The sequence below is a fragment of the Actinoplanes sp. NPDC020271 genome (assembly GCF_044388125.1).
Taxonomy (GTDB): domain Bacteria; phylum Actinomycetota; class Actinomycetes; order Mycobacteriales; family Micromonosporaceae; genus Actinoplanes.
The window spans coordinates 1-24,336 of sequence record NZ_JBIRWQ010000008.1 but is presented as its reverse complement, the minus strand read 5'-3'; the positions used below and the strand labels follow the sequence as shown (position 1 = coordinate 24,336).

The window sequence follows — 24,336 nt, the reverse complement described above, 5'->3', positions numbered from 1 at the left end:
CTTCCGTCCGCGCCGGCCGTGTGGAAGGAGACCCTGATGAGCCCACTCGCCATTTCCCTGATCATCGCGGCGGTCGTGGTGGTGCTGCTGCTCCTGCTGTCGGTGCGGATCGTGAAGCAGTACGAGCGCGGCGTGGTGTTCCGGCTCGGCCGCGTCGTCGGCGCCCGCAACCCCGGCCTGCGCTTCCTAATCCCGATCGTCGACATCATGCACCGCGTCTCGCTGCGGATCGTCACCATGCCGATCCAGTCGCAGGGCATCATCACCCGCGACAACGTGAGCGTCGACGTCTCCGCCGTCGCCTACTTCCGGGTCGTCGACGCCACCAAGTCCGTCGTCGCCATCGAGAACGTCCGCGCGGCCATCAACCAGATCGCCCAGACCACCCTGCGCAAGGTCGTCGGCCGGCACAGCCTGGACGAGACCCTCTCCGAGACCGACCGGATCAACGACGACATCCGCATGATCCTCGACGTCACCACCGTCGAATGGGGTGTCGAGGTCACCCTGGTCGAACTCAAGGACATCCAGCTGCCCGACGCGATGAAGCGGGCGATGGCCAAGCAGGCCGAGGCCGAACGGGAGAAGAGGGCCAAGATCATCAATGCGGAGGGCGAATCCCTGGCGGCCGCCGCCCTCGGCGACGCCTCCGACACCATGATGGCCCACCCGCTCGCCCTGCAACTGCGCAACCTGCAGTCGCTGGTCGAGATCGGCGTCGACAAGAACACCACCGTGGTCTTCCCCGCGCCGCTGATGAGCACCATCGGCGAGCTGGGGAACTTCCTCAACCACGAGTCGGAGGCCAGCCGTCGGCCCGCCCCGGCCACCAACGGCGCAACTCCTTCGCCCCGGTCCTGACCACACCGGCCCACGGCCGCCTGCCCGGTGCCCACGGAGCAGAAACGGTTCGCACTCTCAGGAGGCGAAAGGTGAACACCACCGAAGCGATCCTGGTCGGCACCGACGGCTCCGCGCCGGCGCAGGCCGCCGTGCGCTGGGCCGCGGTGGAGGCCCAGCGCCGCGGCGCGTCGCTGACGATTCTCAACGCGTACGACTCCACCTGGGCAGCCACGCCGGGACTGCCGCGCCGGGACCTGACCGGAGCGGCCGACGTCGCCGAGGCCGTCGTGGCCGAGGCCCGCGCCGCGATCAGCACTCTGGCGCCCACCGTCACCGTGCACACCGTCGTCGCTCCCGGTGACCCGGCCTCCGTGCTGCTCGAACACAGCCGGGATGCCGGCCTGCTGGTGGTCGGCCACCGCGGCCGCGGCGGCTTCACCAGCCTGATGCTGGGTTCGGTCGGATCACGCGTCTCCGGCCACGCCCGGCGCTCCACCGTGGTGGTCCGTGGCCGGACGATGGCGTTCGACGGACCGGTCGTGGTCGGCGTGGACGGTTCCCCGGGCGGCCGCCCGGCCCTGCGCACCGCGTTCGAGACCGCCCGCCTGCGGCACGCTCCGGTTCTCGCGGTCCACGCCTACCCCACCCCGTTGCCACCGGTCGGACCGGGCCTCGCCCCGATCCTGCCGCCCGACCCGGAGGAACTCGCGAAGTCGCATGCCCACGCGGTCGAGTCGCTGCTGGCCGGGTGGACGAGCCGGTTCCCCGACGTGCGGGTGCAGCTCGAGGTCGCCACCGGAACGGCAGCCGGACTGCTGGTCGGCGCGTCGCACCACGCCCAGCTGGTCGTGGTCGGCAGCCGCGGACTCGGCGCCGTGACCGGGACGCTGCTCGGCTCGGCCGGCCAGCAACTGTTGCATCACGCGGATTGCCCGGTCCTGATCGCTCGTGACTGACCGGGCGTCGTGCCGCGGCTCGCGCCACCCGTCGTGGCCCGGGACGCGGCACGACGGCCGCGAATCATCGGTGCAGGCGCCTGCGGACGTTCACCGCCGTCAGGTCGATCACGGTGGCCACCGCGGCGACCGCGACGCCGATGAGCGGGAACACGCCGGCCACCCCGATCGCGATCATCTGGCGTTTCATCGGTCGCTCCTCTCCCTCGTCGCTTCCGGTTCCGACTCTGTGCCGGTCGCGACGATGCCGGTACGGCCGCTGGTCACCTCCTGAGCAGGTCGGCCGCGCCGCCGGACCCGGGACTTCCGGCCCGCCGATCCGGGCTCTGCTGCTCTGCATCGAGGCACCGGCCGAGTCGACCATGGAGAGGAGACGAAGGGATTCGCCATGCGGAGCAAGAGCATCGTCGTCGGCATCGACGGCACACCGACCAGCAACGCCGCAGTGGACTGGGCCGCCAGGGAGGCGCGGCAGCGCGGATCGTCCCTGCGCATCGTGCACGCCTTCGACTGGGACTGGCGCGAGTCCCGGTTCGAGGTCGGCAGCGAGTACGTCGACACCGCCCGCCAGCAGGCCGACGGCGTCATAGCGGCCGCGGCCGAACGGGTCAGGAGCATCGCGCCGGAGGTCGGCATCCAGACGTTCGCGCTGATCGGCCACGCCGTGCCGCGGCTGCTGGAATCATCGCGTACCGCTCAACTGCTCGTGCTGGGCAGCCGCGGGCGCGGCGGATTCGGCGGGATGCTGCTCGGCTCGACCAGTCAGCGGCTCGCCATCCACGCACCGTGCCCGGTCGTCGTGGTCGGTGACCAGGAGCCGGCCGCCGACGCGCCGATCGCCGTGGGTGTGGACGACTCCGACAACGCCGACCTCGTCCTGGAAGCCGCCTTCACCACCGCCGCCGGGCACGGCCGCCCGATCACGGTGGTCCGTGCCTACCCGCCGGTGGTCCCCGCATGGCTGACCACCGACTTCCCGCCCACCGTGGACGCGCCGGAGCAGCACGCGGCGGAACTCGCCCACGTCGAGGAGCAGCTCGCCCCCTGGCGGGCCAAGTTCCCGGAAGTCCCGGTCGAGGTGACGTTGTCGCACGACACACCGCCTGCCGCCCTCGTGGCGGCGTCCCGCAACGCGCAGCTGATCATCGTCGGCAGCCACGGGCACGGCTTGCTCTCCGGCACCCTGGTCGGCTCGACGAGTCTGCAGCTGTTGCACCACGCCGCCTGCCCGGTACTGATCGCCCGCCGGCTACCGGACTGAGGCTCCCCGGCCCGACCCGGAACTTCGTCGGAACGCCGCTACGGCACCGGCCGGGAGGATCATCGTCGAACCTGACGGACCGATCCTCCCGGCCGCCGTGTGACCATGGGCGAACGCCGGTTCTCAGCCGGGAAAGGCGTACCACTCGACGAGCCGGTGACGCGCCTCCACCAGCCGCTCGGCTACCACATCCAGCACGCGAAGGCCCAGGCTGTGGGCCAGCGCCGGGTCCTCCGCCATCAGCCGGCGCACCGCATCGGCCTCGAACTCGACGGCATGGATGTCCTCGGTGACCACCGCCCCGCAGGTCCACCGATACGGTGGCCGCAGCCACGACCAGCCGACGAGGCTCCCGGCCCGCGCCTGCCCGAAGAAGATGTCGCCGTGGCCCGGGACGTGAAAGTCCAGGCCCACGGTGCCACGATGCACCAACCAGAAACGGTCCGCGTCGGCGTCCTCACGGATGAGCCGCTGCCCCGCCGGGGCCCGGACCGAGCAGCCCGCCCCGGCGAGCCGGTGCAGCCATCGGGCCGGCAGGTCCGCGACCAGGTCGTGCATGACGAGAAGGTCGAAAACGCTGAGGGATTCCACGAGTCACCTGCCGATCATCGTTGGCACGCGGTGGCCGGTCTCACGCTCCGGCGCCCGGATCATGGTTCTCCGGGAGGGAGAGCGGGTGTTCCCGATCATCGCGGGCCGCCAACCGCTCGAGAGCGTGACGGTACTGCTCCGGCTTGATCTCACCATCGAGCAGTTGCGCCGTCATCGCGCCTTCCAGGGTCGTCGGGCTCCGTGTCGCAGCCCCGGCACCGGGATCCTGTCCGGCCGCGGCGGTCGCCTTCTCCGCCTCCTTGAACGCGGGCCACGCGGCGAAGCCGGCGGCCGCCAGCAGCGCCACCGTGAACAGCGTCAGCATCAGCATGGCTGTCACCCCCTTCTATACCCACCCTGTTCCTGCCCCGCCTCGATCAGCAGGGACGAAGGTCCCTCCCCCGAGGTCCGGGAGGCCGCACCGGAGGACGTACGGATGCGCCGGGTGAGCTGTCCGGAAATGAGGACTTCGGACTCTGTACGCGGTACCCCGGTGGCGCCCTAGCCTGGCAGGTGTCACAGCGGAGGTGACGTCATGTCCGTGATCCGCGCGGAAGACCTGCACGACATAGCTCGCCTGGCGGACCCGGCAGGCGTGCTCTCGGTGTACGCAACGGTCGATCCGCACCCGGAGACGGCTGTGCCCGCTCCCTGGCAGGTGAGGATTCCCCATCTGCTGACCGAACTCACCCGGCGGGCCGGGACGGAACTGCCGCACCTGAGGCAGCGCATCGACGCGATCCAGCCGGCCCTGACGCGGATGCTGGACGGTAAGAGCCCGGGGCGGGGCCACGCACTGTTCGCGACGGTGAGCGGTGAGACCGTACGTGAGGTGCACGTCCAGACCTCTCTGGAGAACGGTGTCCGGCTGGGTGACGCCGCCTATCTGCGCCCGCTCGCCGACGCGTTCAGCAAGGCGGCCCCGGCCGGCATCGTCGCTGTCAGCAGGCACGGCATCCGGCTGATCGACTACCGGCTCGGCCTGGCCGAGGAAGCCGGCACCCTGGTGTTCGAGCCGCCCGCACCACCCCGGACGCCGGGCCGCAGCGGCACGCAGCGCGACCTGCAGAACCGGCGCACGATCGTCCACCTGGAGCGGTTCCTGGCCGACAGCGGTGCCCGGCTGGCCCAGCTCGGCGCCCACCCGGACTGGGAGCAGCTGGTCGTCACCGGGGACGGTGACCTGGTCGCGGCCTTCGTCGCCGGCCTCCCCCGCCTGCCCCACACCGACGTGGTCACCGCAGGGCACGTCGTCACCGCCACGATGCCGCCGTCGAGGGTCGCCACACTGGTGGCGGTCAACCTCGATGTCGCCCGGCAGCGGGCCCGCCTGCGGTTCGCCGAACTCGTCCGGGACACCGCGCATGCCGGTGGGGCGGCGACCGCCGGTCCGGCCGACACGCTCCACGCGGCCGCCCGAGGCCGGGTCCGGCACCTGCTGCTCGACGGCGCCCGGCACCCGGCCGGCATCGACGGCCCCGGCGACGAGACGGGCGAGCAGCTGATCGAGTTGACCTACGGCTCCGGCGGCGCCGTGACACTCCTCGGTGGAGGTGCGGCCCGGGTCCTGGCCCACGACGGCGGCGTGGCGGCACTGCTGCACCCCTGACCCCGTGCCGGATTCTCCGGGTGGCCGTGCGCCGGGTTCTTCGTCACCGGATCACCGCTTCCGGCCCTGGCGGGCGCCGACTGCGCCGGCTCAGGCTGGAGGGACGGTGACCGCAGCACCGGAGGTGCGGGATGTCAGACCGGCCGGCGGTGCGGTTCCCCGCCATTTCTGAGCCGCTCGCGGCGGGCCGGGCGCCGCACTCCTGGCCGGCCACGCTGATCACGGCGTTGGTCTTCTTGACGGTGGGCCCTGCCGCTCGGCGTCTGCCGTGTCAGCGCAGAGCCGGACCGGGTGGCGCCTCGACGACCAGAAGATCACTGTGGGTACGCCGGGTCAGTGCCGCCACCGTGGCCGCCGCCCGCGGATCCGGGCCGCGCTCCACCACCAGCAGGTCGGCCTGACGGCTGGCGGCGGCCAAGGTGATCACCGCGTCCACGCTCCGCCGGACCGCGAGGGTGACCGCGACCGACGGATACTTCTCGGCCCAGCGCGCCACCAGCTCCCGGACATGACGGTCCGCCGCGTCCGAGGCCGGGCCGGTGGCCACGACGGTCACCGCCGCGCCGTGCCGCTCGGCCTCGTCCAGGGCACGCCGCAGGGCCGACTCCCCCGGTGACGCGCCGATCAGGCCGACCGTGATCCGCTCAGCGATCATGACCGGGGCGCTCATCGTGCGACCCTTTCCAGCGCCCGGGCCCGGCTCCATCCGCGCACCACCACTCCGGTGACGGCGGCCATGGTGAGCGCCATCAGGAAGCCGCCGGCGACGCCAACCGCGATCACCACGCCCAGCGCCTGCCCTTCATGCCACAGCGGCATGCTGAAGCCCAGGAAGACGGTCAGGCCGGCGAGCCAGGCCAGCGCGCTGGCGACGACCCATCTTCCGGCGTACGGCGTGAGGCCGCGCAGCACCGTCCACTGCGCGGCCCCGATCGAGTTGAGGAGCGCCAGCCCGGCGAGCAGCGCGCCGGGGACCAACACGTACACCGGCCAGTTCTGCCGGACAGGTGCGAGTGCCGACGGCAGGAGCCCGATGGCGTACGCGCACATCGCCGCGACGGACGTCACCGCGGTCCAGCGTCGTGCCGGGAAACCCGGGAACACCCCGCGCAGCACCACCGCTTGGCCCCAGCCGAGCAGCAGGCCTTCCACCGCTCCGGCGGCAAGCAGCACCGGCACCGACACGACCGCCGCCGACCGCGCCGTGAGCGCGCCGGCCGTGGCGGGGACGGCGAAGCCGGTGAACTCGGCCGCCGTGACGGTCGCCATCCACTTGCGCCAGATCCGGCTGGATACCGAGCCCCTCATACTTCCATCGTGGACCCGGTCCCGGGCGCTGGTCTGCGGTCGCAGGTCCCTCCGGCGCGGGCCTTGCGTACTGCCGGAGGCACGGCCCGGGATGCCGCCCAGCGCGCCGAGCCGGGGACGAACGGCTCTGCCCTGGCCGCGCGCCGGGGACGAGGCTGGGGACGAACCTTCGTACGAGGGAGATGCTCATGTCCTCCACCGCGGCCGACGTGTTCGACCATGCCTTGCACACCGCACATTCCTGGCTCGCCGACGTCACCCACCAGCTGGGCACCGACGACCGGTACGCCGCGCACCGGGCGCTCCGCGCCTGGCTGCACACCTTGCGGGACCGGCTGCCGGCCGCCGCTGCCACTGACTTCGCCGCTCAGCTCCCGGAGCTGTTCCGGGGCGAGTTCTACGACGGATGGCAGCCGGGCCGCGCGGCGCACCGGCACGGCCCCGAGGAGTATCGGGAGCGTTTCGCCCTCGAAGCCCAGATCCCCCGCGAGCGCGTCGACGCCGTGGCCGCGGCGGTGACCGCGGCACTGCGCGCCCGCATGTCACCCGGGCAGGTCGACGGCGCCCTCGAACTGGTCGCCGAGCCGGTGCGCCGGATCCTGCGCGGACCGGCCGACGTCCCGTCCGTCACCCATCCGGAGCCGCCGGTCACGGCGGGGCGCACGGTCCCCGGCCGTGACCGGCTCAGCGATGCGGTACGGCACAACACCGAGGCGCTCGTCGCCGAATCGCTCGCCAACGAGTGGTGACACCCGGCCGCGGCGGTGCGGCCCGCCCGGTCCGGGCGGGCCGCACTCACGGGTGAACCCCGTCGCCGCGATCACCTGATCCGCACGGTGATCCCCTCGATGAAGGTGAGCGTCGGCTGTCCCAGGAGCGTCTCCACCGCACGCGCATAGGCCGCATCGGCGGGATATCCGGAGTGACCGTAGATCCGCGGCGCACAACGATCACCGGGAGGCGGATCGAACACCGGATCCGGCAACCACCAGTCCACGTCCGCCTCGGCCACCGGCTGTCCGCGGTGGTCGGCGAAGACCGGACCGCCGATCGGGTCCGTCGGCCGGTACAGGTTGCGCCACCGCCACGTCTCGCGCTCCTCGCGGTCATCGGCGAAGCCGGTTTCGCCTGTCCAGCCCGGCCGGCGCAGGAACTGGCCGAGCCGGCCCAGCGCGCCCTCGCCGAAGTAGGCGGGGAAGAACGGGGCGTACAACCGGCGCAGCGGGCAGCCGTACGTGATCAGCGAGACGTTGCCGCCCCGCGCCACCTCCATCTGCATGACCAGCGCCGCCGCGATGACCGAGCCCTGCGAATGCCCGGACAACACGATGTGCCGACTATTGCTCAGCGGTCCGTTGCCGAGCCGTTCGAGCAGGTCGGGCAACGTCCGTTCCATGTAGCACGGCGGGGCGAGCGGATGCGCGGCGCGGACCCAGAAGGTGCACAGGTCCCAGAGGACTCCGACGACGCGTCGTACCTCGTGCTCCCGGTAGGTACGCCGGCCCAGAGTGATCATGACGCCGGCCAGCGCGGCCAGAACCAGGGTGCCGGCCGCCACCATCCACGGCACGTGCGCGAACACCGCTTCCGGGTCCAGCGCGTGCCCGGCCACCGCGCCCACCACGATGACCGCGATCATCACCGTCCAGGCGCCGACCGCTCTCTGCACGATCCGCACCAGGTCGGCCCGGTGCCACGCGGTGGCGATACGCGCGACCCGGCGTTCCCGGACGGCCGGGTCCGCGCCGGGTGCGTCCTCGCCGTACCAGCTGCGGACCTCGGCCGTGACCGGGTCCCGGCCGCTCATCGTCCCGGCGACGACGAACACGGCCGGTACGACGAGCGCCACAAGGGCGCAGAACGCGGCTGCGGCGGTCCACGAGTACGAAGACGGCAGGACGACCTCGCTGGTGCCGGCCGGATCCGCGGCCACCTGTGGAGTCCCGAGCAGACGCGCCACGGTGACGGCCAGCCCGGCCGACCACCCGGCGCTGAGCGCACAGGCCAGCAACGTCAGGGCCGCCGGGGCGAGCCCGCCCCAGGCCGGACGGGTCACGACGGGCGCCGGCTTGTCCGGGTCACCGGCCCCGGTGATCTGCGGGTAGGCGTGCCTCATCGCCACCCACCGCAGCAGACCGGCTCCGGCGGCAATGACCAGGACGAGCACGGTCTGGAGCAGGAACAGCACCTGGAGGGCACCGGCCAGACCGGGCAGCGCGCCCGCCGCTCCCGACTCGGCCGCCCGCGCGGCGTCCCAGGCCGGCCCCAGCCCGGTCGTCACGGCGACGGCGCCGAGCACCGCCACCGCCGTCCACGGCAGGAACGTGAAGGCGTCGACGTCGCGCCAGTCGTCGTGGTCCTTCCCGGGAGTCCTCCGGTCGGACATCGACGGCAGGGCGGCCAGCCACGGACAGGCCGCCAGGAGCACCAGCATCAGAGAGGTCAGCACCACGACGGCCGGTCCCTGCGGGCCTCGCCAGACCGACGCCACGGATCGGGCGCCGGCTCCGGCCGTGAACCACAGTGGCAGGAGGACGAACCCGGCGAGCACGGTTATCGCGGTGGTGATGTGCACAGCCCGCAACCGGCGGACCGGACCGCGCCCGTTCCACATCAGCCGGTCCTCCAGCGGGGTGGACGCGACGCCGGCCGCCCTCGGCACCGGCACCGCCTCCAGATGAGCCCACGTGTTGTTCGCCAGGAACCAGAACAGCGCGATCAGCGCCAGTGGCACCAAGCCCAGCAGGAGGAAGGGTCGCGGCTGGTCGCGCAGCCACGCCCGGTCGAGGAAGCCCAGCCAGCCGGGCCGGTCGCCGGGCTCACGCGCCGCCATCTGCCAGCCGACCAGGTCCATCGCCACGACCGCGGTACCGGCGACGGCCAGCACGGTCAGCGACAGCGCCACCAGCCGCAGGGATGCCTCGGTGACCCGCCGCACCGCCCGCCAGGAGGCGCCGCCCGCCCGGACCCGGCGCAGGTCGGCGCCCTTGCCGGCCGGCACCCGGAAGTCGGCGGGATCCACTCCCAACGGCACCGCGGCCGTGAAGAACGCCGCATTGACCAGGGCGAACGGCGCCAGCAGCAGCCACAGCGCCCGTAACCGCCCACCGGAGGTGAGCCCGCCCCAGTGGTACGCCTCGACCAGCCGGCCGTGCTCCGGCCCGGCGGTCCGGCCGTCGGCGTCCCTGCGCCGGTAGAACCCGGCTTTCCTGTCGCCGGCCACCAGGCCGGCCGCGGGAACGTCGAGGACGGTTTCCGGTGGGCTGCCGGAAACCCCGTGAATCCGTAGCTCATAGACCTCACACGACGCCATCGGACCGACCTCCCTCGATCAGCTCCAGGAAGACGGCGCGCCTGAGGGGATCCCGTTCGCCGCGCCATCGAGGCCTCTGCGGATTCGCATGAGGGGCGGAGACCGGTGGCGGGCGTCGAGCGGACGCGTCGCGCGGATCCGTTGAGCGAAACACGGCAGAAGCGCGACAGCCAGAGTCCCAGGTCCAAGCTGGACAGGGACTCTCGGCTCTGGCTGTTCGCCTCCAGCCCGGTCGACAGTGGGCCCATGGGCGCCGGTGACTGGTTGCGGTCCGGCCTCGTGTGGGCAGTGGTGCTCGCCGTGGTCCTGGCGCTCGTCGCGGTCGGCCGATGGTTCAGCCGGCACACGCTGCGCATCGTGACCGCCGTCCTCGTCCTGAGCGCGACCATCACCCTCGCCGCCTGGGGCGAGCCGGCACACCACGACTTCACCGACGCGTTCACTCAGGGCGCCAGCTACGCTTCGGACGCCTTCTTCAAGCCGTTCTACGCTCTCGTCCCGGACCGGATTCCCGGGCCGGACACCACCAGCCTCGCCTGTTTCGGCGTCGTGCTCGTGGTGCTCTACTGGCTGCTGGAGGCATGGTCGGCCAGGTTCGAGGCGCCGGCCGTCAGCTTCGACGACCACGACGGTCCCACCGACCTGATCACGGAGCTGCAGTTCCGGCTCCCGGCCGTGCAGGTGCGCCGGCCCTCCGTCGTCCCGGGTGGCGCCACCCCGGAGACACTGGCCGCCGTGGTCGAGTCGAGCAGCCTGCCGGAGAAGGGACTGTACGCGCAGCTGGTCCGGCTGGCCGGCGCGCTCTGGCCTCAGCCGCCCAGGTTCGTGGTGAAGCTCCGGCAGGAGGACCGCCCCGGCGACGCCGGCCAGGACGGCTCGGGCGTGCAGCACCTGACCGTCGACGTGCGGGAGGCACGGAGCCAGCAGAGTCGCATGGTCCGTACGGTTTGCTGCCGGGAGGGCAATGCCGCCGAGCGGGTGGCGGGACTGGCCGCCCGCTTCGTGTTCGCGACCGACCCGAATACGCCACGCTGGTCGGTCGGCTCCTTCGACGGCGAGGACCTGGCCGCGTATCTGCTCGCCCAGCAGGTGACCGCCGATCCCCGCTCGCCCGGCGAGGCCGCGCGTCTACGCGACCACAAGGCCCACCTGCTCGACCGTGCCGTCCGCAACTCCCCCGGCGCGGGCGTCGCCCGATACGAGCTCGCCCTGCTGCGGGATCTGCAGGGCGACCATCTGGAGGCGCTGCACCTGCACGCGATCAACTGCGCGCAGTACCCGCGCTTCCACCGGGCGCGTTACCGGCTGGCCATGTCGCTCGAGATGGTCGCCGGGCTCGATCTCGCCGGCCTGTGGACCGGCATGCCGCTCGCCGACCGCAGACATCTCGTCCGTACGCTGCGCCGATGCGGGCTGCCCGACGCCTGGCACGATCGTATGCTGGACGAGGCGCTCACCGCGGTGCTGCCGTCACCGGCACAGGTCAGGCACCTCCGGTGGGCGTTCCTGCGGCTGTCCGAGCGGCAGTTCCGCGGGTACCGGCGGGCGCTGGGGTTCTGGCATCTGCTGACCCGCCGTCTGCTGCACCGTGATCAACGGGACGATCTGCGTCCCATGCTGTTGCCACTGCGTACCGCCTGGGCATCGCGTCATCGGATCCGCCTCGGCGCCCGAACGGCACAGGACATCGCCGTGGTCCGCCGCGCGATTCTCGAAGGAGAGTGGGCCACGGTGAGCCGCTGCCTGCGGCGTTATCGGCCCGCCGGCCAGGCCGGCCAGGCCGGCGCTCGCGGCTGGCGGCAGTCGTGGATCGCCTGCTACGACGCGGCTTGCCTGCATGCGGCCGTGGTCGCCGCGCTGCCCGCGGCGCCCGGCCCGGCTCTCACAACCGCCGGCGTGCCCGGCCGGGCAGAACTGGTCGATCGGGCCGTCATGCTGCTCGAGGACGTCGTGGACGACCCGGACTGCGAGATGGAGAGGCCGTCCGACTGGATGTCCGTCGATCCGGATCTGCTGCCACTCACCCACGAGACGGCATTCGTGAGCTTCCGCGAGACTCAGCGCGCCCACGACTACCCGAAGTCCCGATCGCCGTCCTGACCTCCCTCCCCGGCGGAGGCGCCGCGGCGCGGGGCCCGGCCGGACGGGACGTGCGGCCCTGCCGGACGAATCCGTGACGGCCGACACTCGATGCGGCGGGAGGTGATGGCGATGCTCGACGTGATGGTGCTCGTGCTGGCGATGGTCGCGATCGTGGTGGCGGCTTGGTGGCCGAGCGGTGACACCGAACCGGACACCGCCGAGGGCGACCCCGGCGGTCCCAGCCCGCAGGCACAGGCGCCCACCAGCCTGGAAGGGACCCTGGTGGCCCAGGTGATGCACGGGGGGATCAGCCCGGCGCAGTACCGGCACGCCCTGGCCGGCCTGGCCTGGCGCGACGAGGCGCGGCACCCGCTGTCGGTGCCGCACGACGACCCGCCGGGCGAGCTTCCGAGGGGGTCGTGTGATGGCGCCGACCGATGAGTTGGTGACCTTCGGCGTGGAGGAGGAGTTCCTCCTGCTCGATCCGCGGCACGGCCGGCCGGTCCCGGCCGCCCCGGCGCTGCTGGACAAACTGCGTGACCATGCCGGCCCGCGAGCCGAGCTGATGCGCTACCAGGTCGAGACCGCCACCGCCGTCTGCACCGATGCCGCTGGGCTGCTGGCGGAGCTGACCCGCCTGCGCCGGTTGGTCATCGCCGGAACCCGGTCGTTGGGCTGCTCCGTCGTCGCCAGTGGAACCGCGCCGTTCGGGGCGCCCGGCCTGTCGGCGCTGACCGACGTCCCCCGCTACCACGGCCTGGCCCTGCGTCATCCGGCGCTGACCGCGGTGTCCGGGGTGTGCGGCTGCCACGTCCATGTCGGTGTGCCGTCGCGTGACCTCGGCGTGCAGGTCCTGGCCCGGATCCGGCCGTGGCTGGCGACGCTGCTCGCGATCAGCGCCAACTCCCCCGTCGCCGACGGGCGTGACACCGGCTGGGCCAGCCACCGGTACGGTCTGGCGACCCGCTGGCCGACCGCCAGGCCGCCGGGGGTGTGGCGCAACGCCGCCGAGTACGACCACGTGGTCCGGGAGTTCCTGGCCCGGGGCGCGGCGATGGACGAACGCTGTGTCTACCTGCTCGCGCGGCTCTCGCCGGTCTATCCGACCGTGGAGGTACGCGTCGCGGACGTCTGCCCGGACGCCGCCACCGCCTTGCTGGTCGCGGTGCTGGTGCGGGGGCTCGTGGCCACGGCGCTGGCGCAGGTCAGGGCGGGGGTGCCGCCGCTGCCGTCCCCGCGGCCGTGGATCACCACCGGGTTGCTCGCGGCCGCCCGGTACGGACTCGACGGTCCCGGCGTCGATCCGTTCACCGGCCGGGGCGTACCCGCCTGGCAACTGGTCGCCGCGCTGATGGATCACGCCGGCAAGGCCCTCGCTGATCTCGGCGACACCGCGACCGCCCACGACCTCCTGCATCGGGTCCGCGTGCTGGGCACGGGTGCCGAGCAGCAGCGCCGGCTGTGGGCCGGCACGGCCACCGCCGCCGGGATGGTTTCCGGGCTGACCGCGATGACCGGCGCCGGCTGACGATGCCGGCCCGGCGTCGCACCCAGGAAAGGAGCAGGTGCAATGACCGCCGTTCTCAGCCACCACGCCCGGGTCGAGGCCCGGCCCGGGCTTTCCTACGAGATCCTGGTACGCGGCCACCGCTGCACGGTCGATCAGCCGGTGGCGTCGGGCGGCGTCGATGCCGGGCCTACGCCCACCGAGCTGTTCGTGGCCGCGCTGGCGTCGTGTGTGGCGTTCTATGCCGGGCAGTGGCTCACCCGGCACGGCTATCCGCGTACGGGTCTGGCCGTCGACGCCGATTTCGACATGGGCGAGCGGCCCACCCGGGTCACCGAGATCCGGTTGCGGGTGCACGTTCCGGCGGAAGTGCCCAAGGAGCAGTGGCTCGGCCTGCACGCGGTGGCGTCGCACTGCACCGTGAGCAACACGTTGATGCGGCCGCCGGTGGTCACCGTGACCGAGGATTGAACCGCTCAGCAGATCCTGGGTAGCTGCTCGCCGACCGGCATGTCCAGGACACGCCGGGAACCGACCGCGGTGCGCACCACCACGGGACCGTCGGCCTGGACGGTCCCGATGCGCACCGCGTGCCGGCCTTCGCCACGGGAACGCATCGCGGACAGAACGGCGTCCGCCTTGCCCGGGGCGACGAAGGCCACCAGGCAGCCCTCGTTCGCGACGTACGCCGGGTCGAGCCCGAGCATCTCGCAGGCCGCGCGGACCGGCTCGGGCACCGGCAACGCCCGTTCCTCGATCTCGGCGCCGACACCGGAGGCCGCGGCGATCTCGTTGAGCGCGGCGGCCAGTCCACCCCGGGTCGGGTCTCGCAGCGTGTGCACGGCGTCGCCGCCGGCCGCCACCATCGCGGCGACCAGGCGGTGCAGCGGGCGGGTGTCGGATTCGACGTCCGCCTCGAAGCCCAGGCCTTCCCGGGTGCTGAGCACGGTGACGCCGTGGCAGCCGATCGGCCCGGACAGCAGGATGGCGTCGCCGGGCCGGGCGCGGGCTGCCGACGGCGCGGCCCCGGCGATGCGGCGCCCCAGGCCCGCGGTGATCACGAAGAGCCGGTCGGCGGCGCCGCGCCCCACCACCTTGGTGTCGCCGGTGACCACGGGAACGCCCGCGGCCGCCGCGGCCTGGCCGGCGGAGACGGCGACCCGGCGCAGCTCGGTGACCGGAAGACCTTCTTCCACGACGTACGCGATGGTCAGCGCGATCGGCATCGCCGCGCGCATGGCCAGGTCGTTGACGGTGCCGTGCACGGCGAGCGCACCGATGTCACCGCCGGGGAAGAAGAGCGGGTCGACGACGTACGCGTCGGTGCTCAGCGCCAGATCCGTCCCGTCGACGGTGACCACGGCGGCGTCTTCGAGCGGCCCGCCGGGTGCGGCGGTGCCGAGTGCGGGAAGCAGCACCTGCCCGATCAGTTCGGCGGAGAGCCGGCCTCCGGCGCCGTGCCCGAGCAGGATCCGTTCGGTCTCCGGCAGCGGCGCCGGGCAGCTGCCGGCGGCCGGGTCGACAGTGGTCATCGCGAGCCTTCCGGTCGTGGGGCGCGGCGGCGCCCGGCGGAGTGGTAGGCGGCGCAGGTGCCCTCGGCCGACACCATGGGCGCGCCCAGCGGGCTGCGCGGGGTGCAGGCCGTGCCGTAGGCCCGGCAGTCGGTGGGTACCTTGGCGCCGGTCAGGATGTCGCCGGCGATGCAGTCCGGGTGCTCACGGACCACGAGACGCCCGACGTCGAAACGGCGGGTGGCGTCGAAGGCAGCGAACTCGTCGGTGAGGGTCAGCCCGCTGGCCGGGATGGCGCCGATTCCACGCCACGTCCGGTCGGTGACCCGGAAGACGCGGCGGATCGCGTCCTGCGCGGCACGGTTGCCTTCGCGGCGGACCGCGCGGGCGTACTGATTCTGCACCACGTGGTGGCCCTGCTCCAGCTGGCGGACCGTCATCAGGATGCCTTCGAGCAGATCCAGTGGTTCGAAGCCGGTGACCACGACGGGTACGCCGTAGGCGGCGGCGATCGGCTCGTATTCGGTCCAGCCCATCACCGCGCAGACGTGCCCGGCCGCCAGGAAACCCTGCACCCGGCAGCCCGGGGAGCGCAGCACGGCGGTCATCGCCGGCGGCACGAGCACGTGGCTGACCAGGAGGCTGAAGTTGGGCAGTCCGAGGGCGGAGGCGTGCAGCACGGCCATCGCGTTGGCCGGGGCGGTGGTCTCGAAGCCGACGGCGAGGAACACCACCTGCCGGTCCGGGTGCTCGCGGGCCAGGTTCACGGCGTCCATCGGCGAGTACACCACGCGGACGTCGGCGCCGCGGGCGCGCAGCGCCAGCAGATCGGTGCGGGAGCCGGGCACGCGCAGCATGTCGCCGAAGCTGGTCAGCGTCACCTCGGGACGTCCGGCGATCGCCATGGCCTGGTCGAGGATCTCGAGTGGGGTGACGCAGACCGGGCAGCCGGGGCCGTGGATCATGCGGATCCCGCCGGGCAGCAGTTCGTCGATGCCCTGCCGGACGATGGTGTTCGTCTGCCCGCCGCACAGTTCCATCAGCGTCCACGGCCGGGTGGTGACCTTGTGCAGCTCGGTGAGCAGGGTCCGGGCCAGCTCCGGGTCGCGGTACTCGTCGAGGTATCTCACGGGCTCAGCTCCCGGTCGAGGACGTCACCCATCGCCCGCAGCACGGCCAGCGTGCGCTCGGCCTCCGCGGCGTCGACGACACTGATCGCGAAGCCGACGTGGACGATCACGTAGTCGCCGGTGCCGGCTTGCGGGGCGTAGGACAGACAGACGCGTTTGCGGACGCCCCCGAAGTCCACGGTTCCCATGCGCAGGCCGTCCTCCTGTCGTACGTCGATGATCCGGCCGGGTATTCCGAGGCACACGTCAGCCTCCCTGCTGCAGCCAGGCCGCGGCGACCACTGCCTGGCCGTAGCTGATGCCGCCGTCGCCGGCCGGCACGTCGCGGTTGAGCAGCGCGGTCAGTCCGGCGTCGCGCAGTGCCCGGGGCAGCGCTCCGGCCAGGATGCGGTTCTGCAGGCAGCCCCCGGAAAGGCAGACGACCTTCACTCCGGTACGGTCGGCGGCCCGCGCGCAGAGCTCCACGGTGACCGCGATGACGGTACGGTGCACCGCCGCCGCCAGTTCCTCGGCCGGTTCCCCGGCGTGGGCGCGGGTCAGTAGTTCGCCGATGGTGCCCGACCAGTCGTAGACCCAGAGGCCGCCGACGCGCCGGAGCCGCCACGGCAACGCCCGCGCCCGGCCGGTGGACCGGTGGGCCGCGGCTTCGAGCAGCACCGCCGCCTCCCCTTCGTAACCGGCGTCGTCGCAGAGGCCGAGCAGCCCGGACACCGCGTCGAAGAACCGGCCGGCGCTGGAGGCGTGCGGGCTGTGCACGCCCCGCTCGATCATCCGGCGTAGCAGCTCGGGCTCGGCTGCGGGCATCCGTCGCAGCATGTCGGGTTCGGGGCCCGGCGGCACGGGGAACTCACCGCCGTACAGGTAGCCCAGCGCCATCCGGGCCGGTCGCCGGATCGCGGCCGCACCGCCGGGCATCGGCGCGGTGCCGAAACGGCCGAGCCGGCGGAAGCCGGTGTAGGTGGCCAGCAGCAGCTCACCGCCCCAGAGCCGCCCGTCGTCGCCGAACCCGAGCCCGTCGTAGGCGAGGCCGAGGAACGGTCCGTCGACGCCGTTCTCGGCCGCGCAGGACGCCACGTGGGCGTGGTGGTGCTGGACGCCGATGCGCCGGGGCGCCGGGGCGAGCTGTTCGGCGTACCCGGTGGACACGTAGCCGGGGTGAAGGTCGTGCGCGACGATCTCGGGTTCGAACCGGTGCAGGCGGCTCAGTTGCGCCACGGTGTCGCGGAACGCGGTGAGCGTGTCGGCGTCGGCCAGGTCACCGCCGTGCGGACCGACCAGCGCGGTGGCGCCGCGGGCGAGGGTGAAGGTGTGCTTGAGTTGCGCTCCGACGGCCAGGACGGGGCGGGGCGTGGCCATCGGGAGCGGCAGCGGGCCGGGCGCGTACCCGCGGGCGCGCCGGATCATCCGGGCCCGGCCGGCGGCGATCTGGACCACCGAGTCGTCGTAGCGGGCCCGGATCGGCCGGTCGTGGCTCAGGAAGCCGTCGGCGATCCCGGCGAGCCGCTCCGCGGCGTCGGCGTCGTCGACCGCGATCGGCTCGTCGGCACGGTTGCCGCTGGTGACCACGAGCGGACGGGCCAGTTCGTGCAGCAGCAGGTGGTGCACGGGCGTGCAGGGCAGGAAGACCCCGACCCGGTCGAGACCGGGGGCGATCCCGGGAGCCAGCGCGGAGTTCGCGTGGACGGGCAGCAACACGATCGGACGGGCCGGCGAGGTCAGTACCGTACGAGCTTCCGGGTTCAGGTGGACGATCGTGGCGGCGGCATCGAGGCCGGCCACCATGACCGCGAACGGTTTGCGGGGACGCCGCTTGCGGCGGCGCAGCCGATTCACCACCACGGCGTTGGTCGCGTCGCAGACCAGCTGGTAACCGCCCAGGCCTTTGATCGCCACGATCCGGCCGACCGCGATCGCGTCGGCCGCCACCCGCAGCGCCGGATCGCCGCCGGCCGAGCGCACGCCGGCGCGCCACGTGAGCCGGGGTCCGCAGGCCGGGCACGCCACCGGCTCGGCGTGGAAGCGCCGGTCGGCCGGGTCGTGGTATTCCGCGGCGCATCGCGGGCAGAGCGGGAATCCGGCCATGGCCGTCCGTGCCCGGTCGTACGGCAGGTCGTCGACGATCGTGGCCCGCGGCCCGCAGGCGGTGCAGTTGACGAACGGGTAGCGGTAGCGTCGATCCGCCGGGTCGAACAACTCCGTCCGGCATCGGGAACAGGTCGCGAGATCCGGTGGCAGCCCGGCGAAACCGGCCGACACGTCGGCATCGGTGCTGGCCACCACCCGGAAACCCGGCGGGGGTACGGCGCCGGTCGGCGTCACCGTGATCTCACCGACCCGGGCGGCCGGTGGAGCCTGCTCGCGAAGCGCCTCGACCAGCCGCCGGACCGCCTGCTCCGAGCCGCCCACGTCGACGATCACGTCTCCGCCGACGTTGCTGACCGCCCCGTCCAGGCGCAGCCCGGTGGCGACCCGGTGCACGAAGGGCCGGAAACCGACGCCCTGCACGGTGCCACGGATCCGCACCGACCACGCCTGCGGCGTCACGACGGCGGTCATCGCGGGGCCACCAGGGCACAGGCGCGGTCGGCGACCGGGCCGACCGCGGCGCTCACCGCGGCGCTCAGCCCCACCCCGAAACCGAATTCCTTCCCGTACGCCACGAGCGTGACCAGCCGCTGCGGCAGGCGGCCGAGGACCCGGGCGAGCTCGACCGTGGTGCCCAGCCCGATACCGTGCCCGGACGCGGCCGCCGGTTCCGGCTCGGTGTCCTCCAGCAGGGCCAGTTCCTGCCAGCCGGTCCGGCCGTGCCCGGCGGCGACGTCGATCACCACGGTGATGGCAGTGCCGGTCCAGGCTTGCAGCATCCGCGCCGGTTCACCGTCGCTGATCCGCAGCTCCACCCCGGCGAGGCGGTGGTCACCGGCGACGCGGTCCGCCAGTGCGGCGACCACCAGCGGCCCGAACCCGTCGTCGTGGCGGTACTCGTTGCCCACCCCGATCACCACCCGCCGCCACACCATGTCAGCCTCGATCCACGTGCAGGTCGAGGAAGTGGGTGGCGCAGGAGATGCACGGGTCGTAGTTGCGGATCGCCTGCTCGCACTGCGCCGTCAGGTGCTCGTCGTCCAGGTCGAGGCGGCCGGCCACGAAACGAGCCAGGTCGTCCTCGATGGCGGCTTGGTTCTGCGAGGTGGGCGGCACGATCCGGGCCGTGGTGAGCACACCGCCGGCATCCAGCTCGTACCGGTGGAACAGCGTGCCCCGGGGCGCCTCGGTCGCGCCGCGGCCGATTCCCGCTCGGGGCGGCACCGGCACCGACGGCTCCGGCGGCGGCTCGTACTCGTCGATCAGCCGGAGGGCCTCGTCCACCGCGTACACCGTCTCCACGGCCCGGACCACGATGCTGCGGAACGGATTGCGGCATTCGCCGCCGAGGCCGGCCCCGTCCGCGGCCTCACGCGCCACCGGGCTCAGCCACTGGTGGTTGAGGCTGTAGCGGGCAGCCGGGCCGGTCAGGTAGTGCCCGCGGCCGGCCAGCCGGGCGTGCAACGCGGTCGAGTGCGGCACCTGCTCCTCGACGACGTGCTCCTCGAAATCACGTACGCCGAAGGTGAGCCCGCCGGTGGTCACCACGGATCCACCGTCGATCGGGTAGCGGCCGGGGCTGGTCAGCGACAGCATCTCGTGATCGTGGCGGAAGTCCGGGAAATCGAACCCGGCCACCCAGCGCACCGTCTCCAGCGCCTGGTCGAGAGCCGACCGCAAGCGCTGCCGCAGGGAGCGCAACGCCGCCGGGTCCGGAGCCCGGTAGAACCCGCCCACCCGGACGTTGATCGGATGGATGGCCCGGCCGCCGATCACCTCGATCAGGTCGTTGCCGGCCTGCTTGAGGGCCAGACCCCGCTCGACCAGGTCACGGCGGTCCTTCGCGAGTTCGAGGGCGCTGCCGTACCCGAGGAAGTCCGGGGCGTGCAACAGGTAGATGTGCAGCGTGTGACTCTCGATCCACTCACCGCAGTAGAGCAGGCGGCGCAGGGCGGCGATGCCGGGTGGGACGGTCACGCCACACGCGTCCTCGATCGCCGCGCAGGCGCTCATCTGATACGCCACCGGGCAGATTCCGCAGATGCGGGCGGTGATGTCGGGTGGTTCGGTGTGCCCGCGGCCGCGCAGGAACGCCTCGAAGAAGCGCGGCGGCTCGTAGATCTCCAGCCGTACGTCCTCGACGGCGTCGTCGCGGACGCGGACGTGCATGGCTCCTTCACCCTCCACCCGGGCCAGGGCTTGCACGTCGATCAGCCGCTCGTAGCGATGCGTCATGACGCCTCCTCGGACCCTTCTCCCCACCGTGCCCCGCCCTACCGGGCGTGCGGCAGGGCCGGAAGTCCCCTCAGCTGTCCGCCCGGTGAGCCGATGGCGTGCCGGACGACGAGGATCAGCCGCGTGCCTCGTAGCCGTGCGGCACGACCAGCACCGGCCGGTAAGCGCGGTGCAGCGTGGCCATGGCGACGCTGCCGAGCATGATCTCGCTGAGCGCCGAACGGCCCCGCGAGCCGACCGCGATCAGAGCCGCCCGCCGGACGGCCGACTCCGCGGTCAGCGCGGCGGCGACCGTACGCCCGTGCTCCAGCGACGTTCCTTCCGCGGAGACCGTGACCAGGCCGGTGGCGGACGGGCCGGCCGGCTCCTCGCTGTCGCGGACGAACACCGGCACCACGCCCCGCCCGGGGAACAGTCGTGCGGCCGCGTCACGCGCTGCCTCGGCCCCGGCCGAACCGTCCCAGCCGACCAGCACGTCACCGCCGTCCACCGCGGCTCGTTCGTGCTCCAGCAGGGGATGCGGGACGACCAGCACCGGGCAGGACGCATAGTGCACGGTCATGTCGGAGACGCTGCCGAGCAGGGCGCGGGTGCCGCCCAGCCCCCGTGAGCCGACGACGATGAGATCCGCGCCGGACCGCTCGGCGAGCTGGGCAAGCAGTGCCCCTTCCCCGCCGTAGGCCCGCTCGATCAGCGCCTCCGCGTCCCATCCCTGCAGCCCGGCGATCGCGGCGCCCAGGGCGGCCAGACGGCGTGCTTGCGCCTCGCCCTCTCGTTCGACGGCTTCGACGAACTCGTCCAGGCAGCTCGCGCCCCGCCAGAGCCGATGACGCATCGCCTCGTCGGCGAAGGGCGGTGTCCAGGCGTACGCGATGAACGCTCGCGCCCCCGGCAGGAGCCGGGCCGCCGCCTCGATCGCGGCTGCGGCCGCCGGCGAGCCGTCGTAACCGGTCAGGATTCGCCGTTGGGTGGTCGGCATCGGGCACCTCCGCGTCCCGGGACGGCCGGGGCCGGCTCAGGCGATGAAGTACGCCGGAGCCGGATCGGCCAGGTGGTGATCGTCGTAGGCGAAGGTGATCCGGTCGACGACGTCGACGACCCCCGGCACCAGTCGCACCGTCCGCACGGTCAGGGCCGCCGACGACCACCGTTCGGTGTGTCCGGTCAGCGTGACCACGCCGTCCGCGGCCACCGCGCTGACCTCGGCGACGTTCTCGGTGAGCAGGACCTCGTCGATCGCCGTACGGGCGTCGGCGAGGATCGCCGTGTCCGGGCGCAGGTGCTCCTTCAGCAGGTCACCACGGCTGACCATGCCGACCAGCCGGCCCAGCGAGTCCTCGACCGGCAGTTGTTTGACGCCTGCCTCCTCCATCCGCAACGCGGCCGCCCGGACCCCGGTGCGGGCCAGCGCGACGACTGCGGGCGCGGTCATCAGCTCGGCCGCGGTGAGCCCGACGGCCTTGCGCCACTGCGCGCGCTGCCGGCGTTCGTACCAGTGCGGCTCCTCGGCCCCGCCGTACTCGATCTTCTGGAGCAGGTCGCTCTTGGACACGACGCCGAGGACATGCCGGTCGTCATCCACGACCGGCAGTGCGTTGATGCGCCGTCCGGTCATCAGGTTGACCAACTGCCGGTACGGCGTGTCCGGGTGAGCGGACACCACGTCGGCCGTCATGACGTCCTTGACATGCCAGGTATTCATCTTCGATCCCTCCGCTCCCACGCTAGGCCGCAGGCGGGCCGCTCGTGCAGGGCACACGGTCCCGCCGGTGCGGGCTGCCCGGCCGGTGGCGTCACCGCGCCGGCGAACCGGCGCGCAGCAGCACCTCGGTCAGCGGCCGCCGGGGCGTGCGCCCGGACTTCCGGCCGTAGCCGACGCGCAGCACCATCTGGGCCGCCCGGGGCGTGAGTGCGGCCCGCACCGCCGGCACTTCGACGGGCTGGCTGATCGGTGTGGTGGCCAGCCCGAGCCAGGTCGCGGTCAGCAGCACCCGTTGCAGGGCCATGCCGGCGAGCAGCCACTCGACCCGGCTGTCCCCCTCGGTCGCCAGCACCATGATCGTCGGGTGCGGTTCGAACGGCTCACGCGTCCGCGGCCCGGGCACCCCGGCGGCGAAGTCGCGCACCGGCATGATCTCCAGGGCGTCCCACGGGCCGGCCGCCCAGGCCGGCACGCCGTCGTGGCGTACGCCGAGCCCGGTCCACCGGCCGATCTCCTCGGCGTAGTGCGGGCGGTCGCGCAGCCAGTGGTCCGCGGTCCGGGCCAGTCCCAGGATCGCGTCGCGGCCCGCGGGCCCCACCACGGTCAGCGTTGCGCCTTCCCGGCGGGCCGCGGCGCGGAGCTGCTCGACGGCGTCGGCCGGCAGCGCGACGTTGGCGAACGGCGACCGGTTGGTGTGCCGGTGCGGGATCGCCGCGGCCAGTTGCTCAGTGGCCTGGTCGACCGGCGCGACTCGGCCGACGGTCACCCGGGCCGCCAGAGTCGGGTCGTCCGGGTCGGGAAGCAGGTCGCAACCCACCTGGTAGCCGGCTTTGCGCAGCGCGATCCGCAGGGTGTAGACGGCCGCGCCAACGCTGATCAGGTGCTCGCGGCCGTCCGGGTCGACGACCGGCAGACGGCGGTCCGGGTCGGCGTACACCTCGATCGCCGGCGGCGCGACCCGGAACTTCCACGGCTGGCTGTTGTGCAGCGACGGCGCGGTGGTGGCCAGACGCACACAGTCGTTCAGGACCCCCCGCGACGGTGGGACGAAAGACGTGCTCATCGTGCCTCCCTTCACCGACCTCGGCTCGGGCCGCGGTCACTTCAAGAACAGCGCGGACCGCCCCGGTCGGCCAGGGCCCAAGGTCCCGCCGGCGGCCTCCAGAACCTTCCGGTACGGCGTTCGTCCCCCGAAGTGAGGGCTTCGAGCCCTCACCTTCGCGGGCCGCGCCACCTACTGTCGTGGGGAAGCAATGGCGCGCCCGAGGAGGCAGCCATGATCATTTCTTCGGCCCGGCGCCGATCGGTTCTCCTGATCGGCGTCTTTCTCGCTGTTCTGCTCGCGGTCAGCGGCGTCTGGCTCCTGGTCCGGGACGACGGTTCCGGTGGCGAGACCGGTTCCGCACCGAGCGCCCCCGCACCGGCCACCTCGGCCGGTGTGACGCCCTCGGTCCCGGCGCCGGTGACCACCGCTCCCCGTCCGCGCCACTCCACCACGCCACCGGCCACCCGGCCGCCGACGACGGCGCCCAGCACCCACGAGCCGACGCTGGCGCTGGCCCGGGCCACCGCGGTCCGGTTCCTGAGCGAGGTCGTCGGCATGCGGCACCTGTCGGTGCAGAGCTCTCAGTGGCGCAGCGACTTCGTCGCGACAGTCGACGTCCGTACGGATTCGGGCTCCGGCCCGGTCAGCACGGTCGCCCTCGGCAAGGGGCAGGCGTCGTTCGCCGTTCTCGGCGTCACCACGCACACCATCGTGGTCGACCAGCCGCCGTTCCAGATCGACCCGGCCTATCTCGAGGTGATCCACTCGCCGATGACCATCAGCGGGTCGGCGCTCGCCTTCGAGGGCAACGTGGCGGTCCGCGTGGTGGAGATCCGCACTGGGGCCACTCATGGCCTCGGTGAGGGGCACGTGGTCGGTGGCGGCGATGTGATGCGCTCGTTCACCGGTGAGATCACCTTCGCGGCGCCCAGCGCGGAGACCGGCTGGGTGCTCGCCTTCGAACGGTCCGCGCGTGACGGTCACATCACCAAGGCCACCGTCGTCCGCGTGGCCTTCGTCCAGCAACCGGCCTGACGGGGCGGACAGCCCGGGGGGGGGGGGGGCCCCGGGGGGGGGGGGCCCCCCGCGGCGGCCCCGCCCCGCCGCGGCGGATTACAGCCCCCCACCCCCCGCGGGCGCCCCCCCACGACCACCCCA

At 73.0% G+C, this 24,336-nt stretch carries 25 protein-coding genes; 10 read left to right on the top strand and 15 right to left on the bottom strand.

Going from position 1 to position 24,336, the window contains the following annotated elements; genetic code table 11:
- Window positions 1-36 precede the first annotated feature (36 nt).
- Together ACH442_RS19350 and ACH442_RS19345 are read left to right on the top strand one after the other, a co-directional pair.
- Window positions 37-861, top strand: a complete 825-nt coding sequence (locus tag ACH442_RS19350; protein WP_396339414.1) for a slipin family protein — start codon at window positions 37-39, stop codon at window positions 859-861.
- 71 nt (window positions 862-932) lie between these two features.
- Window positions 933-1,799: a universal stress protein gene (locus ACH442_RS19345; protein ID WP_396339413.1), complete on the top strand. Its 867-nt coding sequence runs from the start codon at window positions 933-935 to the stop codon at window positions 1,797-1,799.
- Window positions 1,800-1,863: 64 nt separating this feature from the next.
- Here the strand turns inward: ACH442_RS19345 and ACH442_RS19340 are convergent, their stop codons facing one another.
- Complete coding sequence (locus ACH442_RS19340; protein ID WP_396339412.1) at window positions 1,864-1,989, bottom strand: hypothetical protein; 126 nt, start codon at window positions 1,987-1,989, stop codon at window positions 1,864-1,866.
- 198 nt (window positions 1,990-2,187) lie between these two features.
- Between ACH442_RS19340 and ACH442_RS19335 the strand changes: the two genes are divergently transcribed.
- The gene (locus ACH442_RS19335) at window positions 2,188-3,060 is read left to right on the top strand and encodes a universal stress protein (RefSeq protein ID WP_396339411.1); all 873 of its coding nucleotides are present in this window, start codon (window positions 2,188-2,190) and stop codon (window positions 3,058-3,060) included.
- A 123-nt stretch (window positions 3,061-3,183) separates the two neighbouring features.
- On the opposite strand, the gene ACH442_RS19330 is transcribed toward ACH442_RS19335, so the two are convergent.
- Entirely contained in the window at window positions 3,184-3,651 is a 468-nt protein-coding gene (locus ACH442_RS19330; RefSeq protein WP_396339409.1) for a Crp/Fnr family transcriptional regulator, read from the bottom strand.
- Window positions 3,652-3,691: 40 nt separating this feature from the next.
- Window positions 3,692-3,976, bottom strand: coding sequence for a hypothetical protein (locus ACH442_RS19325; protein WP_396339408.1), 285 nt, complete (start codon window positions 3,974-3,976; stop codon window positions 3,692-3,694).
- Window positions 3,977-4,186: 210 nt separating this feature from the next.
- On the opposite strand from ACH442_RS19325, the gene ACH442_RS19320 reads away from it, so the two are divergent.
- Window positions 4,187-5,260, top strand: a complete 1,074-nt coding sequence (locus tag ACH442_RS19320; RefSeq protein ID WP_396339407.1) for a hypothetical protein — start codon at window positions 4,187-4,189, stop codon at window positions 5,258-5,260.
- Window positions 5,261-5,531: 271 nt separating this feature from the next.
- On the opposite strand, the gene ACH442_RS19315 is transcribed toward ACH442_RS19320, so the two are convergent.
- A complete protein-coding gene (locus ACH442_RS19315; protein WP_396339406.1) occupies window positions 5,532-5,930 on the bottom strand; it encodes a hypothetical protein in 399 nt (132 codons plus the stop codon).
- Window positions 5,927-6,568, bottom strand: coding sequence for a hypothetical protein (locus ACH442_RS19310; protein ID WP_396339405.1), 642 nt, complete (start codon window positions 6,566-6,568; stop codon window positions 5,927-5,929). The genes ACH442_RS19315 and ACH442_RS19310 overlap by 4 nt, the downstream gene beginning before the upstream one ends.
- Window positions 6,569-6,756: 188 nt before the next feature.
- On the opposite strand from ACH442_RS19310, the gene ACH442_RS19305 reads away from it, so the two are divergent.
- Window positions 6,757-7,317: a DUF2267 domain-containing protein gene (locus ACH442_RS19305; RefSeq protein ID WP_396339404.1), complete on the top strand. Its 561-nt coding sequence runs from the start codon at window positions 6,757-6,759 to the stop codon at window positions 7,315-7,317.
- Between the two features lie 71 nt (window positions 7,318-7,388).
- Here the strand turns inward: ACH442_RS19305 and ACH442_RS19300 are convergent, their stop codons facing one another.
- Entirely contained in the window at window positions 7,389-9,881 is a 2,493-nt protein-coding gene (locus tag ACH442_RS19300) for a hypothetical protein (RefSeq protein ID WP_396339403.1), read from the bottom strand.
- Window positions 9,882-10,127: 246 nt separating this feature from the next.
- Here ACH442_RS19300 and ACH442_RS19295 point away from each other — a divergent pair, with 246 nt between their 5' ends.
- The 4 genes from ACH442_RS19295 (at window position 10,128) to ACH442_RS19280 (ending at window position 13,941) form a co-directional block, all read left to right on the top strand.
- Window positions 10,128-11,981: a hypothetical protein gene (locus tag ACH442_RS19295; RefSeq protein WP_396339402.1), complete on the top strand. Its 1,854-nt coding sequence runs from the start codon at window positions 10,128-10,130 to the stop codon at window positions 11,979-11,981.
- A gap of 111 nt (window positions 11,982-12,092) precedes the next feature.
- Complete coding sequence (locus tag ACH442_RS19290; protein ID WP_396339401.1) at window positions 12,093-12,404, top strand: hypothetical protein; 312 nt, start codon at window positions 12,093-12,095, stop codon at window positions 12,402-12,404.
- A complete protein-coding gene (locus ACH442_RS19285; protein WP_396339400.1) occupies window positions 12,388-13,491 on the top strand; it encodes a glutamate--cysteine ligase in 1,104 nt (367 codons plus the stop codon). The genes ACH442_RS19290 and ACH442_RS19285 overlap by 17 nt, the downstream gene beginning before the upstream one ends.
- 42 nt (window positions 13,492-13,533) lie before the next feature.
- Entirely contained in the window at window positions 13,534-13,941 is a 408-nt protein-coding gene (locus ACH442_RS19280; protein ID WP_396339399.1) for an OsmC family protein, read from the top strand.
- 5 nt (window positions 13,942-13,946) lie between these two features.
- Here ACH442_RS19280 and hypE read toward each other — a convergent pair whose 3' ends face one another.
- The 9 genes from hypE to ACH442_RS19235 form a co-directional block, all read right to left on the bottom strand.
- Complete coding sequence (gene hypE, locus ACH442_RS19275; protein WP_396339398.1) at window positions 13,947-15,002, bottom strand: hydrogenase expression/formation protein HypE; 1,056 nt, start codon at window positions 15,000-15,002, stop codon at window positions 13,947-13,949.
- A complete protein-coding gene (gene hypD, locus ACH442_RS19270; RefSeq protein WP_396339397.1) occupies window positions 14,999-16,111 on the bottom strand; it encodes a hydrogenase formation protein HypD in 1,113 nt (370 codons plus the stop codon). Before hypD ends, hypE begins: the two co-directional genes overlap by 4 nt.
- Entirely contained in the window at window positions 16,108-16,356 is a 249-nt protein-coding gene (locus ACH442_RS19265; RefSeq protein ID WP_396339396.1) for a HypC/HybG/HupF family hydrogenase formation chaperone, read from the bottom strand. The genes hypD and ACH442_RS19265 overlap by 4 nt, the downstream gene beginning before the upstream one ends.
- 1 nt (window position 16,357) lies before the next feature.
- The gene (gene hypF, locus ACH442_RS19260; RefSeq protein WP_396339395.1) at window positions 16,358-18,667 is read right to left on the bottom strand and encodes a carbamoyltransferase HypF; all 2,310 of its coding nucleotides are present in this window, start codon (window positions 18,665-18,667) and stop codon (window positions 16,358-16,360) included.
- A complete protein-coding gene (locus tag ACH442_RS19255) occupies window positions 18,664-19,131 on the bottom strand; it encodes a hydrogenase maturation protease (RefSeq protein ID WP_396339394.1) in 468 nt (155 codons plus the stop codon). The genes hypF and ACH442_RS19255 overlap by 4 nt, the downstream gene beginning before the upstream one ends.
- A 1-nt stretch (window position 19,132) precedes the next feature.
- Complete coding sequence (locus ACH442_RS19250; RefSeq protein WP_396339393.1) at window positions 19,133-20,431, bottom strand: Ni/Fe hydrogenase subunit alpha; 1,299 nt, start codon at window positions 20,429-20,431, stop codon at window positions 19,133-19,135.
- 115 nt (window positions 20,432-20,546) lie between these two features.
- Window positions 20,547-21,410, bottom strand: coding sequence for a universal stress protein (locus tag ACH442_RS19245; protein WP_396339392.1), 864 nt, complete (start codon window positions 21,408-21,410; stop codon window positions 20,547-20,549).
- Between the two features lie 36 nt (window positions 21,411-21,446).
- Window positions 21,447-22,133: a CBS domain-containing protein gene (locus ACH442_RS19240; RefSeq protein WP_396339391.1), complete on the bottom strand. Its 687-nt coding sequence runs from the start codon at window positions 22,131-22,133 to the stop codon at window positions 21,447-21,449.
- Between the two features lie 91 nt (window positions 22,134-22,224).
- A complete protein-coding gene (locus ACH442_RS19235; RefSeq protein WP_396339390.1) occupies window positions 22,225-23,196 on the bottom strand; it encodes an Acg family FMN-binding oxidoreductase in 972 nt (323 codons plus the stop codon).
- A gap of 213 nt (window positions 23,197-23,409) precedes the next feature.
- On the opposite strand from ACH442_RS19235, the gene ACH442_RS19230 reads away from it, so the two are divergent.
- Complete coding sequence (locus ACH442_RS19230; RefSeq protein ID WP_396339389.1) at window positions 23,410-24,213, top strand: Gmad2 immunoglobulin-like domain-containing protein; 804 nt, start codon at window positions 23,410-23,412, stop codon at window positions 24,211-24,213.
- The last annotated feature ends 123 nt before the right edge of the window (window positions 24,214-24,336 follow it).

What these genes read in the sequence shown, in the direction of transcription:
- ACH442_RS19245 (WP_396339392.1), bottom strand. Translation starts at nt 21,410, where the DNA reads ATGCCGACCACCCAACGGCGAATCCTGACCGGTTACGACGGCTCGCCG.
- ACH442_RS19305 (WP_396339404.1), top strand. Translation starts at nt 6,757, where the DNA reads ATGTCCTCCACCGCGGCCGACGTGTTCGACCATGCCTTGCACACCGCA.
- ACH442_RS19250 (WP_396339393.1), bottom strand. Translation starts at nt 20,431, where the DNA reads ATGACGCATCGCTACGAGCGGCTGATCGACGTGCAAGCCCTGGCCCGG.
- ACH442_RS19300 (WP_396339403.1), bottom strand. Translation starts at nt 9,881, where the DNA reads ATGGCGTCGTGTGAGGTCTATGAGCTACGGATTCACGGGGTTTCCGGC.
- ACH442_RS19310 (WP_396339405.1), bottom strand. Translation starts at nt 6,568, where the DNA reads ATGAGGGGCTCGGTATCCAGCCGGATCTGGCGCAAGTGGATGGCGACC.
- ACH442_RS19335 (WP_396339411.1), top strand. Translation starts at nt 2,188, where the DNA reads ATGCGGAGCAAGAGCATCGTCGTCGGCATCGACGGCACACCGACCAGC.
- ACH442_RS19280 (WP_396339399.1), top strand. Translation starts at nt 13,534, where the DNA reads ATGACCGCCGTTCTCAGCCACCACGCCCGGGTCGAGGCCCGGCCCGGG.
- ACH442_RS19255 (WP_396339394.1), bottom strand. Translation starts at nt 19,131, where the DNA reads ATGGTGTGGCGGCGGGTGGTGATCGGGGTGGGCAACGAGTACCGCCAC.
- ACH442_RS19340 (WP_396339412.1), bottom strand. Translation starts at nt 1,989, where the DNA reads ATGAAACGCCAGATGATCGCGATCGGGGTGGCCGGCGTGTTCCCGCTC.
- ACH442_RS19350 (WP_396339414.1), top strand. Translation starts at nt 37, where the DNA reads ATGAGCCCACTCGCCATTTCCCTGATCATCGCGGCGGTCGTGGTGGTG.
- ACH442_RS19295 (WP_396339402.1), top strand. Translation starts at nt 10,128, where the DNA reads ATGGGCGCCGGTGACTGGTTGCGGTCCGGCCTCGTGTGGGCAGTGGTG.
- ACH442_RS19230 (WP_396339389.1), top strand. Translation starts at nt 23,410, where the DNA reads ATGATCATTTCTTCGGCCCGGCGCCGATCGGTTCTCCTGATCGGCGTC.
- ACH442_RS19320 (WP_396339407.1), top strand. Translation starts at nt 4,187, where the DNA reads ATGTCCGTGATCCGCGCGGAAGACCTGCACGACATAGCTCGCCTGGCG.
- hypE (WP_396339398.1), bottom strand. Translation starts at nt 15,002, where the DNA reads ATGACCACTGTCGACCCGGCCGCCGGCAGCTGCCCGGCGCCGCTGCCG.
- ACH442_RS19285 (WP_396339400.1), top strand. Translation starts at nt 12,388, where the DNA reads ATGGCGCCGACCGATGAGTTGGTGACCTTCGGCGTGGAGGAGGAGTTC.
- ACH442_RS19290 (WP_396339401.1), top strand. Translation starts at nt 12,093, where the DNA reads ATGCTCGACGTGATGGTGCTCGTGCTGGCGATGGTCGCGATCGTGGTG.
- ACH442_RS19235 (WP_396339390.1), bottom strand. Translation starts at nt 23,196, where the DNA reads ATGAGCACGTCTTTCGTCCCACCGTCGCGGGGGGTCCTGAACGACTGT.
- ACH442_RS19240 (WP_396339391.1), bottom strand. Translation starts at nt 22,133, where the DNA reads ATGAATACCTGGCATGTCAAGGACGTCATGACGGCCGACGTGGTGTCC.
- hypF (WP_396339395.1), bottom strand. Translation starts at nt 18,667, where the DNA reads ATGACCGCCGTCGTGACGCCGCAGGCGTGGTCGGTGCGGATCCGTGGC.
- ACH442_RS19325 (WP_396339408.1), bottom strand. Translation starts at nt 3,976, where the DNA reads ATGCTGACGCTGTTCACGGTGGCGCTGCTGGCGGCCGCCGGCTTCGCC.
- ACH442_RS19315 (WP_396339406.1), bottom strand. Translation starts at nt 5,930, where the DNA reads ATGAGCGCCCCGGTCATGATCGCTGAGCGGATCACGGTCGGCCTGATC.